This window comes from Lysinibacillus sp. LZ02, from assembly GCF_050613145.1.
GTDB lineage: Bacteria > Bacillota > Bacilli > Bacillales_A > Planococcaceae > Lysinibacillus_B.
The window spans coordinates 1,423,044-1,435,824 of the sequence record NZ_CP192507.1; the positions used below are offsets into that span (position 1 = coordinate 1,423,044).

A 12,781-nucleotide genomic window follows, 5' to 3' on the forward strand; every position below is an offset into this window, starting at 1 on the left:
ATTTTGGAGGAGACGAGATGTTACTAGGTTCACATGTATCAATGAGCGGTAAAAAAATGCTACTTGGGGCGAGTGAGGAAGCACTTTCTTACGGTGCCAATACATTTATGATTTACACAGGTGCACCACAAAACACACGTCGTAAATCAATTGCAGAATTAAATATTATGAATGGCTTGCTGCATATGAAGGAGCATGGTATGGAAAAGATCATCGTACATGCTCCGTATATTATTAATCTTGGTAATACAACCAAACCAGAAACATTCCGACTTGGTGTGGACTTCTTACAAGAAGAAATACAGCGTACCGCAGCATTAGAGGCAACGCAAATTGTTCTCCATCCAGGTGCTCATGTTGGCGCGGGTGTAGATGCGGGTATCGCGAAAATTGTAGAAGGCTTAAATGAAGTATTATCACAAGATTACCCGGTACAAATCGCTCTAGAAACGATGGCGGGGAAGGGGTCTGAAATCGGCCGTACATTTGATGAACTCGCGCGTATTATTGACGGCGTAACGCATAATGAACGTTTATCTGTCTGCTTAGATACGTGTCACGTGCATGATGCGGGTTATAATATTGTAGAAGACTTTGATGGGGTATTAAATAAGTTTGATCAAACGATCGGTCTTGACCGTTTAAAAGTCCTACATATTAATGATTCAAAAAATGTGTGTGGTGCTGCAAAAGACCGTCATGAAAATATTGGATTTGGTGAAATTGGTTTTGAGGCACTCAAATATATCGTGCATCATCCGCAACTGATGAATATACCGAAAATTTTAGAGACGCCATTTGTAGGACCAGATGCCAAAAACAAAAAAGCGCCATATAAAGTAGAAATCGCGATGCTTCGTGATGGTACATTCCGTCCGGAAGAAATTGACGTATTACGCGCATAAGAAAGGAACCGTCTGAAAAAACACTTTGAGACGGTTCCTTTGCGACCACCCCAGGAGTAAGGGTTCTTAGTAGATATTTATTAAGAAGTGAAGGGAGTATCCAGAAAGTTTTTGCTTTCTGGATACTTCTTTTTGTGTAGAGAAATTACGTGTTCATGAAAATGCGTAAAATATGTATTTTTGAACTAAATATGTAAAAACTATATACAAGTAATATAGGAAACGGGGGGATGAAATGAAGAAGCGTTTGATTACGCTATTATTGATGAGTATAATTTTCCCGCTAGTTTGGCAACCTTCTCCAGCACAGGCTTCGGTAAATATAAGTGATATGATCAATACAAGCTTAGGCGCCACAGATGCAGGTGTTTCGATCAGAGATAGTGAAACGGGTCAAATTTTATATCAATTTAATGGAAATACACCACGTAAGCCTGCTTCTACATTAAAATTACTAACAGGTGCTGCGACGCTTTCTCTTTTAGGTGAAGAATACCGTTATCGCACTTCACTATACATAGATGGCTCTATTTCTAAAGGTACGTTAAATGGAAACATATATCTGAAGGGAAGTGGTGATCCGACGCTACAGTATGCGCAACTACTCGCATTTGCGAATGCGCTAAAAAACAAAGGGATTACAAAAGTGAACGGCAATTTATATGGAGATGAACGCATTTTTTCTGGTTCACCATTAACACCGGGGATTGTAGCGGAGGATGAAAGTGACTATTATGCTGCCCGTACATCAGGTCTTGTATTATCACCTGATAATGACTTTGATGCTGGTACGATGATCGTACGAGTTGCAGGTGGAAAAGTCGGTCAAAAACCGTCTGTCTCATTTATGCCAAATGCAATGGGGATGACAATTATGAATAATGCGAAAACGGTGAGCGGTAGAAGTACAAACACAATTACCATTTCGCGCAAATATCGCACGGGTGAAGTCATTATTTCAGGAAATATACCGGCAGGCAAGTGGACACAAGAATGGGTCACCGTAAATGATCCGACAATTAATACGGTATATGCGCTGCAAGAAGCAATGAAAACACAGGGGATTAAGTTTGTTGAGACATCGGCTATTAATCGCGGGGAAGTTCCGAATAACGCCACTTTCATTACAACTTATGAATCACAGACGTTAAAAGAAATGTTCCCTGCATTTATGAAGCTCAGTAATAATAGTATGGCCGATATCTTTGTGAAAACATTAGGTGCTGAAGTGCACGGAGTAGGTGATACGCAAACGGGTGTAAATGTATTGCGTGAGTTTGGGCAAACGATCGGTCTTGATATGAGCAATTGGACATTTGAAGATGGTTCAGGGATTTCCCATAACAACAAAGTTTCGCCTAATGATTTAACAGCGCTTCTTTATCATGTACGTGATATGGATGCGTATAACACATATTATCAAGCGTTACCGGTGGGGGGAAATAAGGAGCGTTTAACGGGTGGCTCTCTTCGGAATCGTTACACAAAAGCCTCTACTAAGCTCCGGGTCGTGGCAAAAACGGGAGCTCTTACGGGTGTAAATACGTTAGCTGGTTATGTAAAAGCGAAATCAGGTAAAACGTATATTTTTTCTATCATGACAGAAAATCGATCTGCGCCTGCTATCGATGAAATTGACACGGTTGTTTCACATCTTATTAATAAATATTAATAGGTCAAACGAGTGGTTTCTATAAAGGGAATCACTTGTTTTTTTGTTGAAAATGTATTTGTGACAAAAATGCGTCTAAAAATAAAGCGCTTTACAATCGGTAAAGTAAAAAATGTGAGCGCTGCCATTGTTGTTAGAACAGTCCGCTTACTATTAATACCGAAACGAGATAAAAACGTTCGAAAATAGCTATGTTATAAAACCTAACATTTGATTGCGGGTAGAAATTACATGCTTTATCGTTAAACGTGTGAAAGGTGAGGTGAATTAAATGGATAAGGAAATAAGAAGAGCTATGCCGGTGCTTCCTATCAGTACAGTTATGCAACTGACGAATTTAACCGCAAGACAAATCCGCTACTACGAAGAGCATCATTTAATTGAGCCAGTACGTACGGAGGCAAATCGTCGCATGTTTAGTCTTAACAATATTGATGAATTACTTGAAATTCAAGAGCTACTGGAGCAAGGCATTAATATTGCCGGTATTAAAAAAGTATTTGCACTGAAGAAAGAAGCAAATAAACGGACATTTCGTGGAGTCGATATTGAAGAATTAGATTTTCGTTCAATCGTGCAAGACGAAATGCAACATTTATCCCGCATTAACGGGCATTAAGACTCCCACCTGAAGGCTTAAGGAAAATCGAGAAGCATAGGTGGGAGATCAACTGCCCGTAAAAGCCCGATTGGTGAAGGCTAACAATCAGTGGGGGATGAGGAACCCCCCACTGATTGAAGTTTCACTTTATAATCTAATAGAATTGAGGAGATAAAATGATGACAGCTCAAGTTGAAACAAAGGCAAAATATACAAAGGAACAAATCAAACAGTTAGTTGTTGAAAAGCAAGTGAAATTCATCCGCTTACAGTTTACAGATATTTTAGGGACAATTAAAAATGTTGAAATCCCAGTAAGCCAATTAGATAAAGCGTTAGACAATAAAATGATGTTTGATGGTTCGTCTATTGAAGGTTTCGTACGTATTGAGGAATCGGATATGTACCTTCGTCCAGATTTAGATACATTTATGATTTTCCCGTGGACAGCAGAAAAAGGGAAGGTAGCTCGATTCATTTGTGATATTGCTCGTCCAGATGGCACACCGTTTGAAGGAGACCCACGGTCAAACTTAAAGCGTGCATTAAAGAAAATGGAAGAGCTAGGTTTTACAAGTTTCAACCTTGGACCAGAGCCAGAGTTTTTCTTGTTTAAACTAGATGAAAAGGGAAATCCAACATTAGAGCTAAACGATGATGGCGGATATTTTGACTTAGCACCGACAGACCTTGGGGAAAATTGCCGTCGTGATATCGTATTAGAGCTTGAGGAAATGGGTTTTGAAATTGAGGCATCTCACCATGAAGTAGCACCTGGTCAGCATGAAATTGATTTCAAATATGCCAATGCAGTCGAAGCGTGTGACAATATTCAAACGTTTAAATTAGTTGTAAAAACAATTGCACGTAAACATGGTTTACATGCTACCTTCATGCCAAAACCACTATTCGGTGTCAACGGTTCAGGAATGCATTTTAACTTATCTTTATTTAAAGAGGGAGACAATGCCTTCTTTGATGAAAACGCAGAGTTGCAATTATCCGACACTGCTCGTTCATTCATGGCAGGTGTACTAAAGCATATACAGGGCTTTACAGCGGTTACAAACCCAACAGTAAACTCCTATAAACGTTTAGTACCAGGCTACGAGGCACCATGTTATGTAGCATGGTCAGCACAAAACCGTTCACCGTTAATTCGTATTCCAGCATCTCGTGGGTTATCAACGCGTATTGAGCTACGTTCAGTAGATCCATCTGCGAATCCATATTTAGCAATGGCCGTGATTTTAGAAGCAGGTCTTGATGGTGTAGTAAATCAATTAACGCCACCAGCACCAGTCGATCGCAACATTTATGTGATGAATGCCGAAGAACGCAAACAACACGGTATCGATAATTTACCAGCTTCACTGGAGGATGCATTAAACGCACTAGAGCAAGATGAAGTGATAAAAGCAGCGTTGGGTGAACATATTTATGAAAACTTTAAAGAAGCAAAAGAAGTAGAGTTTGATATGTTCCGTACAACGGTCCATCAATGGGAACGCGATCAATATATGAAGATGTACTAGTAACATGAAAGAGATGGCTTATTAGGGGCCATCTCTTATTTTAATCGGCCCATTAGCTTTTCGTATTTCTCTGATCCGACTACCAGCTCAGCACTTTTTAATACAGAATCCGGAACCCCCATCAGAAGCCAAGTAGGGTTTGCTTCTGCAAATACAGTGCGCAATTTTTTTATCTCGCTTTTGGATAAATCTACCTCATATTGTAATAAATATTCCCTTACCTCGCTTTTTGAGCCTTGCATTAAAAATTGAAATAATTCATGCTTTTTCAAATCCTCATCCTTTCAAGCGTAAAACCTTTACAAAGGGCGTCATTTCGCTTATACTAAAAAATTGTAAATCGTAATGATTTTGAATTGGAAAGAAGAGAAAGCTATGTCAAAAACAATCATTCAATTAAAAGACGTGTCATTTCAATATGACTACACGCAAGTGTTAAATAACATTTCATTTCGTGTGCAAGAAGGAGATTTCCTTGCGTTACTAGGTCCGAACGGCTCAGGGAAATCTACACTATTAAAATTAATATTAGGTTTATTAAAGCCGATGACTGGTGAAATTGAGCTATTTGGTCACGCATCGAACAGCTTTAAACAGCGAGAATTAATCGGCTATGTTTCCCAAAAATCCAATGCATTTAACTCCGGTTTTCCTGCTACAGTACAAGAAGTAGTCAAATCTGGGTTAGCCAAAAAAACAGGCTTATTTAAGCGGCTACCGAAAGACGCTGATGAACGAGTGTTCAATGCATTAAAAGCAGTAGGAATGGAACAGTTCGCAAAGCGTAATATTGGGCAATTATCAGGGGGACAACAGCAGCGAGTATTTATTGCACGAGCGCTTGTCGCGGAACCGAAGCTACTCATTTTAGATGAACCAACTGTTGGGATTGATCATGAAAATGTGCAGGCATTTTATGATATGCTGGCAAAGTTAAACGAGGAACAAAATATTACAATGATTTTAGTTACACATGATGTGGATACAGTGTCCAATCGCATTAGTCATGTGGCATGCTTAAATCAGAAGATTCATTTCCATGGCTATAAAAATGATTTTGACGCGATCAGTCAAGAAGAGCTTGATGCTTGGTACGGACACGCAGTTCGAAAGATTCACTAAGAGGTATGCATATGATTGAAGCACTATTGAAATATGAATTTTTACAAAATGCCTTTTTATCAGGGATGATCATCGGCATTATTGCACCACTTCTCGGTGTATTTATTGTTGTACGGCGCTTGTCTTTAATTGCGGATGCTTTATCGCATGTTACATTAGCTGGTATTGCAGGGAGCTTATATTTAAGCCAATCATTTGTTGGGTTAGCAACATTAAATCCAATTTATTTTGGGATTGTTGCATCGGTAAGCGGCTCTATTTTAATTGAGCGATTGCGCCGTTTGTATAAGCATTATGAAGAGCTGGCCATTCCGATTATTATGTCCGGTGGGCTTGGGATAAGTGCCATTTTTATCTCGCTGGCAAGTGGCTTTAATACAGACTTGATGAGCTATTTATTTGGTTCGGTTTCTGCTGTATCCAGGCAAGATTTGTATGTTGTACTTGCCATTGCTGTTGTTGTTTTTATCTTTTTATTTACCTTTTTCAAGGAATTATTTGTGTTATCATTCGATGAAGAGTATGCAAAAGCGAGTGGTTTACCAGCAAAGTGGGTTCACTTTTTATTTATGCTAGTCGTGGCGCTTGTTATTGCTGCAAGTATGCGTATTGTAGGGATTTTACTTGTATCCAGTATGATGACATTGCCAGTAGCAGCGGCAATGCGTATTGCCAAAGGGTTTAAACAAGCTATTGTTTATGCTATTATTTTTGGTGAGTTAGCCGTCGTTGTAGGGTTAGTTAGTGCATTTTATTTAGATTTAGCACCAGGTGGAACGATTGTTGTCACATCTATTATCATTTTACTTGTTATTATTTTAGCTAAAAAGCTATTCGTACAATTTTCTACAAAAGGGGTGTAAGCAATGAATGTTACACGTGCTTGGGAAATTTTGAAAGACAATGGGTATAAAAAAACAGACAAACGTGAGCTCATTTTAAATATGTTTGCAGCGACAACGAAGTATTTAACAGCGCGTGATTTGCTGACGGTGTTAAAGCCGCAGTTTCCTGGTATGAGCTTTGATACGATCTATCGTAATCTAGCGACGTTTGTAGAGCTGGGTATTTTAGACGAAACGGAGTTAAATGGAGAACGTAACTTCCGCCTGCATTGTGAGTCTGATCATCATCACCATCACTTTATTTGTAAAGATTGTGGTGATGTAAAGGAATTGTCTTTATGCCCGATGGATTTATTGGGAGAGAAGTTGCCAGGCTACGAGATTGAGGCGCATAAATTTGAAATTTACGGGAAATGTCCGCATTGTCAGTGAAATATTGTATGATTCAGATTATTTTCCAATAAAATTGACCAAAATTCTTGTTGTTATGCTAAAATGATTATGCATAAATATTAGGAGGGTATCAACATGGCAAAGAAACCTAAATTAGGTCACATTACAGAGTCACGCCTACAAGAAGCGTTAGATGTTCGTGACCGTTTAATCATCGAAGTATTAGTAAAAGTTTTAGACGAGAAGCTAGTAATCGAGCGTCCAATTTTACGTGAACGTGTAACAAACTTTGTAGAGCTTGGTGACTATGATGATGAGTTAAAAGAAACTTTATACGCAATCATTAATAAGCTATAGTAGCTACATAATGAGAGGCTTCGATATCGGAGTCTCTTTTTTGTTGTTACTTTATGAAAAAAGGAGGCGTATCGATGCAAGGACGTTGTGTGTTGATTTCAGGCGGTGTACGGAGTGGGAAAAGCGCCTTTGCTGAAAATTATATTATGCAATCTAAACAACAAAGACAAGCCGTTTATATTGCTTCCGGTGTAGCGTTTGATGAGGAAATGAAAAAACGCATCGAACGCCACAAACATGATCGCAGAAATGATGGGTGGGTTACGATTGAAGTACCACATGAATTACCAGAACGACTCACCGAATTCAACGATAAACATATTGTTTTATGGGATTGTATTACGACATGGTTAACCAATATTTTAGTAGAAAGTTTGCCAGTCGAAGAGATGATCGTAAAGTTAAAAGAGCAATTATATCAGTGGCGGAAGCGCGGTATGACAGTGGTGATTGTCTCGAATGAAGTACTAGATGCAGGAATTTGTAAATATGAATTTACGGCGAATTATCAGCGCCTTTTAGGAGAATTAAATCAATGGCTCGTTACGTTTTGTGACGAGGCGTATGAATTAGACTACGGGTTTGTAAAGAGGTGGAAAGGTTGAAGCAAATTGTAATAGGCTATATGTTAGCGTTGCAATTTTTTACGGCGTTACCAATCAGAAAATCGTTTAATATGACGAATAAATCAGCAACGGTTATGTATAGTGCCATTCCAGTCATTGGTTTAATGATGGGTGCTATTTTAGCAGGTTTTGTTACTATAAATGATTTATATTTTAGTTTATCCCCACTATTTACAGCTATTTTACTTGTTGTACTTCCTTTTGTGATGACAGGCGGTTTACATATGGATGGGGTTGTTGATACAGGGGATGCATTTTTTTCATATCGTGATCAGAAAAAGCGGCTAGAAATTTTAGACGACCCGCGCATTGGTGCGTTCGGTGCGATGACACTCGTTTTGTTTGTGTTATTAAAAGTCGGGATTTTTTATGAGTTGTTACTGCGCGATGTCCCGCTATTATTCTTCATTTTCATGCCGTTTATAGCGAGACAATCTGTGCTTTTAGTGTTTGTAACTACCAATACATCAAAAGAAACAGGGATTGCAAGCTACTTTAAAAAAACGGTCAATGAACGAGCGATTATGTGGAGCGCGGTTGTATATATCGCTTTTATCTTCGTGCTTGCATTCCTATTCAAGTTGCCTGTACTAATCGGTTTATGTGTCGCGATGCTACTATTTACGATTGTTTATCGCGCTTGGGCGAAACGCAATTTTGGCGGGATTTCAGGGGATTTACTTGGTACGATTTTTGAAGTGGGGGAATTATTTTTATGGTTCGTACTATTGTGCATCTTATAAGACATGAGTTAACGGAGGCAAATATCGAACGGCGTTATATTGGTTGGACAGATCAAGCGATTAGACAAGCTGTACAGGCCACTTTATCGTTCCAACCTACAATGGTATACGGGAGTGATTTAAAACGTTGTCAGCAAACGGCAGCTTGTTATTTTCCGAATAGCTCGTTTATCGCGGATGAGCGATTACGCGAGTTGCATTTCGGCGATTTTGAAATGAAAACATATGAAGATTTACAGCATGATACATTGTACCGTGCATGGATTGATGAACCCTTTCAAGTGACGCCACCAAATGGGGAATCATTTGACGTATTCAAGGCGCGAGTGTTACATGCTTTTGAAGACATTGTCAGCAAACAAAAGGAATGTACATTTGTTATTCATGGCGGTGTGATTAAAATGATTTTAGCAACGTATTTACAACAGGGATTTCACGATGTTCATGCGAAGCATAGAACGCTTTATACGTTAAGCTGGGAAGGAGAGAAATCATGCATATCGTTATCGGAGGAGCCTATAATGGTAAACGAAAATACGTTTACGATCGAGTAGAAAAGCCGTATACAGAATTTGAAGGAATAATCCCAGATACATATTTTACGAAAGATGAAACGGTTATTATTTCGGGCTTTGAGCAACTCGTGATGGCGTATCGGACATATGATGAATTGCAAGTAGCAGAAATCATTGTAACAAAGCTCAAAAAACTTGTGAGCGAAACAAATGTGATTTGTATTTGTAATGATCTTGGGCGTGGGGTTGTCCCAATTGATAAAGAGGAACGTTTTTTACGTGATGCTTGCGGTCGAGTATATCAAAAGCTATTTCAAGAGGCGCAATCGGTCACGCGCATTTGGTACGGTTTAGCAGAACGCTTGAAATAATACTGTTAGTACTTATGCCATTTATTTTATAAAATTTTTCAACTATTAATTGTATTGTGACAACGAAGTTCGATAAGAGAGTAGGTCATGGTATACTTACGCATAATGACATGAATAAAGGAGTTTAATTTATGCACGAAATGGAGCAGTATTTTTACAATGGACAAGTGCATCTTAGTTTGCAAGCAGCACAAGAGGTAAAAGAGGATGCACCAGAAGCACAAACAGCGAAGCAACTAATTGCGCTATATGAACGTTACGGTGTGGCTGCGATTCCTTGCTATAGTGAAAAGGCTAAGCAGTCTGTAGAGCGTGCAGATGAGACATACGCAGAAATGGATGACGTAGCAGAAATTCGTGCTATACAGGATGAAGAAGCCTTTGGAAAACGCATTAAACAATTAGAACAAGTCGCAAAAACGGGCACATCTACTGAAAAAGCACAATCCTTCTTCACGCAAGGTCAATTGTTTTTATACGCACATCATTATGATGAGAGTGTACATTGCTTTATGCAAGCTGTTAAGCATCATCCAAATAAAGCGGTTTATTATGGGATTGCCGCGCAAACGATGAATCGCTTTAGTTACCCGCCATTTGAGGTGTTAGGCTATTTAGAGCGTGCGATTGACTTAGATCCACAAAATGCACGTTGGTATTGGAATAAGGCACTTGTGTTAACGCAGCTTTACAAAGATCTCAAAAAAGATTTGTTTTTAGAAAATGCATTAATCACACTTGAAAAAGCACAAGCGAATTGCCGCGAAGAACAAAAATCATTAAAGACGGCGATTGAAAACACATTTGAAAATATGCGCGAGTATTTATTTCAATAAAAACGAGGTAAAGTAGATTTTTCTACTTTACCTCGTTTGTTTATACGGGCACTTGTTTGATTTTATTTTTTGATCGAAATAACATGAGAAGCATAGTCGCAACAATGGCAGCTACGACAGCATATGACGTCAAAACGATGCTCATATCGCTATTTGCTACACCGATACCGATGATTGCCCATACAAAGACGAGGGCAAAATATATATCATCAGATACGTAACGCCCAATAATCGCAAGCAGACCGGCGAATAGGATGAGTGCAATTGTAATCGTGACTTCATCCAAGCGGAACGTAACTTCGTGATATTTTAATGTAAAACTAATACTAGCAATGGTTACGACTGAAATCCAACCTAAGTAAATGGAGAATGGTAAGCGTCCGCCAAGACTATTATTTTCCTTAGGATAAGATACGTAAATGAAAATGAGTGTAACTAATAATAGGACAATGATCACCGTTGAGAGAATAAAAAGCTCATAATGAAAAGCTACTATCCAACCTATATTTAACATGCAACTCAAAATAAACAGGTGTGCGACCTCGTTTGAAATGGCTTTTTCTGATTGGCGGTTTGTAAATGCGCTAAGTAACCATATAGCGAGTAATAAATAAATCAAGTTCCAGATAGAAAACACATAGTTGGCAGGTGTAAAAAGAGCGTTCACACTACTAGAAATTTCTTGCGTAGTTTTTCCGTTAATGGGCAATGTATTAGCCAGTACATTGACTGCAATCATTGCTATATAAGCAATGACCATCGAAATCCACTTTACCATAATATTCATACTCCTTCCGTTAATAAATGGCTTATCTGTCCCTTTAAATAAGAAAACTTGGCTACAACGTTCTGAACATCAAGAAAAAATAGATTAACAAGTGCCTAATTCGTCAATGAATGGTACGATAGGAAGTGCAAATGTAACAGTAAATAAGGGAAGTGAAATGGTTGGAAAATAAGACGCAACAAGAAGTAAATCGTTACATAGAGACTGTCATGGCACAATTAACAAAACAAGCGAATACTGAGCAATTTGAGCATATTATTAAAGAAAATATTCAAACAAAGAAGGCGTCAGCTAAGGATGAACAGGATTATTTCGATCGTCTTATGCTAAATATTACGTATTTTGTTGAAAATAAAGCAGCATGGATGTCCATGATGCGTGATACCTTTGGCAAAGGGCTCGTACCAAAGACAAACGCTATACAGAGTGAAGCTACGGCTCATCAAATGCGTATTCGTCAAGCGATTAGCGAAAAGATGGACGACTATACAAAATTATTTCATAGCCAATATAAAGCATTAAAGGTAACAGAAGAAGCTATTGTTTATGATTATGCTTATGCATCGGTAGAACATTCGTTACGTTTTGATTTTTTAATATATTTAACACTTCAAAAAGATATAAATAACATATTTTCAGGCGATTTCGAGGAAACGCTGCGCATTGTTGATGGATATGTTGCATACTATGCAGATCAATGCGTCAATCAAATGGAATTGTTATAAGGGAGAAGATTATGATGCAATCACCATATACTTTTGTGCATAAAGCACCAGCTTCAACAGATGAAAAAAGACCAGCAATTTTTCTATTACATGGTTTAGGTAGTAATGAACACGATTTACTACAGCTAGTAGGCGAATTAGAAAGTAGTTGTCATATTTTTAGCTTACAAGGGCCAATCAAGCATGCGCCTGGTTATGCGTTTTATACGTTTGAAGAAGAGGGCTTCCCAACACGTGACGTATTTGATAAAGTGATTCAATTTACGCAAGCATTTATTTTTGAAGCGATTCAGGAATTTAATTTAGATGTGGAAAAAATTTATGTCGTTGGGTTTAACCAAGGGGCCGTGGTCGCGCAAACATTAGCTTTAATCATGGGCAGTGCGATTCGCGGGACAGTGGCCTTATCAGGGTATATACCAGAGTTTGTTGCAGTAGAGTACAATAGATTGCCAATGGATAAATCGAAAATCTTCATTTCACACGGCGAATATGATTATGTATTCCCATTTGTGTGGGGCGAGGGAAGCGCAACCTTCTTCAAAGATTTTGGGGCCGATGTGACATTTAAAACGTATCCAGATGGACATGGCGTGACAGCAGAAAATATACAAGACCTTGTTGCATTTATCGCAGGGGATTTAACGACTATATTAAATTAAGCGATGTGTTAAACAAGATAAAACTTCAAGTGTATTGATTTACCTTTTATTATTATTGAAGAGAGCGTTGAGCCACGTTGATTTCC

The 12,781-nt window shown here is 38.5% G+C and carries 17 protein-coding genes; 15 read left to right on the forward strand and 2 right to left on the reverse strand.

Annotated elements, in window-relative coordinates:
* Positions 1-17: 17 nt before the first annotated feature.
* The 4 genes from ACQQ2I_RS06655 to glnA all read left to right on the forward strand — a co-directional run bounded on the left by ACQQ2I_RS06655 (position 18) and on the right by glnA (position 4,713).
* Positions 18-905 (forward strand): deoxyribonuclease IV, encoded by an 888-nt coding sequence (locus tag ACQQ2I_RS06655; protein WP_431029776.1) that lies wholly within the window; start codon positions 18-20, stop codon positions 903-905.
* 235 nt (positions 906-1,140) lie between these two features.
* Positions 1,141-2,577, forward strand: a complete 1,437-nt coding sequence (gene dacB / locus ACQQ2I_RS06660; protein WP_431029777.1) for a D-alanyl-D-alanine carboxypeptidase/D-alanyl-D-alanine endopeptidase — start codon at positions 1,141-1,143, stop codon at positions 2,575-2,577.
* 271 nt (positions 2,578-2,848) lie between these two features.
* A complete protein-coding gene (locus ACQQ2I_RS06665) occupies positions 2,849-3,196 on the forward strand; it encodes a MerR family transcriptional regulator (protein WP_431029778.1) in 348 nt (115 codons plus the stop codon).
* A 161-nt stretch (positions 3,197-3,357) separates the two neighbouring features.
* The gene (glnA, locus tag ACQQ2I_RS06670; RefSeq protein ID WP_431030464.1) at positions 3,358-4,713 is read left to right on the forward strand and encodes a type I glutamate--ammonia ligase; all 1,356 of its coding nucleotides are present in this window, start codon (positions 3,358-3,360) and stop codon (positions 4,711-4,713) included.
* A gap of 35 nt (positions 4,714-4,748) precedes the next feature.
* On the opposite strand, the gene ACQQ2I_RS06675 is transcribed toward glnA, so the two are convergent.
* Entirely contained in the window at positions 4,749-4,985 is a 237-nt protein-coding gene (locus tag ACQQ2I_RS06675) for a hypothetical protein (RefSeq protein WP_431029779.1), read from the reverse strand.
* Positions 4,986-5,088: 103 nt separating this feature from the next.
* On the opposite strand from ACQQ2I_RS06675, the gene ACQQ2I_RS06680 reads away from it, so the two are divergent.
* From ACQQ2I_RS06680 to ACQQ2I_RS06720, 9 genes are all read left to right on the forward strand, one after another.
* Entirely contained in the window at positions 5,089-5,835 is a 747-nt protein-coding gene (locus tag ACQQ2I_RS06680; RefSeq protein ID WP_431029780.1) for a metal ABC transporter ATP-binding protein, read from the forward strand.
* A gap of 11 nt (positions 5,836-5,846) precedes the next feature.
* Complete coding sequence (locus ACQQ2I_RS06685) at positions 5,847-6,698, forward strand: metal ABC transporter permease (RefSeq protein WP_431029781.1); 852 nt, start codon at positions 5,847-5,849, stop codon at positions 6,696-6,698.
* Between the two features lie 3 nt (positions 6,699-6,701).
* On the forward strand, positions 6,702-7,112 hold the full coding sequence (locus tag ACQQ2I_RS06690; RefSeq protein ID WP_431029782.1) for a Fur family transcriptional regulator: 411 nt from the start codon (positions 6,702-6,704) through the stop codon (positions 7,110-7,112).
* A gap of 96 nt (positions 7,113-7,208) precedes the next feature.
* Positions 7,209-7,430 (forward strand): phosphate-starvation-inducible protein PsiE, encoded by a 222-nt coding sequence (locus tag ACQQ2I_RS06695; RefSeq protein ID WP_431029783.1) that lies wholly within the window; start codon positions 7,209-7,211, stop codon positions 7,428-7,430.
* 74 nt (positions 7,431-7,504) lie between these two features.
* Positions 7,505-8,035: a bifunctional adenosylcobinamide kinase/adenosylcobinamide-phosphate guanylyltransferase gene (locus ACQQ2I_RS06700; protein WP_431029784.1), complete on the forward strand. Its 531-nt coding sequence runs from the start codon at positions 7,505-7,507 to the stop codon at positions 8,033-8,035.
* On the forward strand, positions 8,032-8,799 hold the full coding sequence (gene cobS, locus ACQQ2I_RS06705) for an adenosylcobinamide-GDP ribazoletransferase (protein WP_431029785.1): 768 nt from the start codon (positions 8,032-8,034) through the stop codon (positions 8,797-8,799). Before ACQQ2I_RS06700 ends, cobS begins: the two co-directional genes overlap by 4 nt.
* A complete protein-coding gene (locus tag ACQQ2I_RS06710) occupies positions 8,772-9,353 on the forward strand; it encodes a histidine phosphatase family protein (protein WP_431029786.1) in 582 nt (193 codons plus the stop codon). Before cobS ends, ACQQ2I_RS06710 begins: the two co-directional genes overlap by 28 nt.
* Positions 9,293-9,685: a bifunctional adenosylcobinamide kinase/adenosylcobinamide-phosphate guanylyltransferase gene (locus tag ACQQ2I_RS06715; protein WP_431029787.1), complete on the forward strand. Its 393-nt coding sequence runs from the start codon at positions 9,293-9,295 to the stop codon at positions 9,683-9,685. The genes ACQQ2I_RS06710 and ACQQ2I_RS06715 overlap by 61 nt, the downstream gene beginning before the upstream one ends.
* Positions 9,686-9,816: 131 nt before the next feature.
* Positions 9,817-10,521: an O-linked GlcNAc transferase gene (locus ACQQ2I_RS06720; RefSeq protein ID WP_431029788.1), complete on the forward strand. Its 705-nt coding sequence runs from the start codon at positions 9,817-9,819 to the stop codon at positions 10,519-10,521.
* A gap of 40 nt (positions 10,522-10,561) precedes the next feature.
* Here ACQQ2I_RS06720 and ACQQ2I_RS06725 read toward each other — a convergent pair whose 3' ends face one another.
* Complete coding sequence (locus tag ACQQ2I_RS06725; protein WP_431029789.1) at positions 10,562-11,299, reverse strand: TspO/MBR family protein; 738 nt, start codon at positions 11,297-11,299, stop codon at positions 10,562-10,564.
* A 170-nt stretch (positions 11,300-11,469) separates the two neighbouring features.
* Here ACQQ2I_RS06725 and ACQQ2I_RS06730 point away from each other — a divergent pair, with 170 nt between their 5' ends.
* Together ACQQ2I_RS06730 and ACQQ2I_RS06735 are read left to right on the forward strand one after the other, a co-directional pair.
* A complete protein-coding gene (locus tag ACQQ2I_RS06730; protein WP_431029790.1) occupies positions 11,470-12,033 on the forward strand; it encodes a DNA helicase in 564 nt (187 codons plus the stop codon).
* 11 nt (positions 12,034-12,044) lie between these two features.
* Positions 12,045-12,695 (forward strand): alpha/beta hydrolase, encoded by a 651-nt coding sequence (locus tag ACQQ2I_RS06735; RefSeq protein WP_431029791.1) that lies wholly within the window; start codon positions 12,045-12,047, stop codon positions 12,693-12,695.
* Positions 12,696-12,781: the final 86 nt, after the last annotated feature.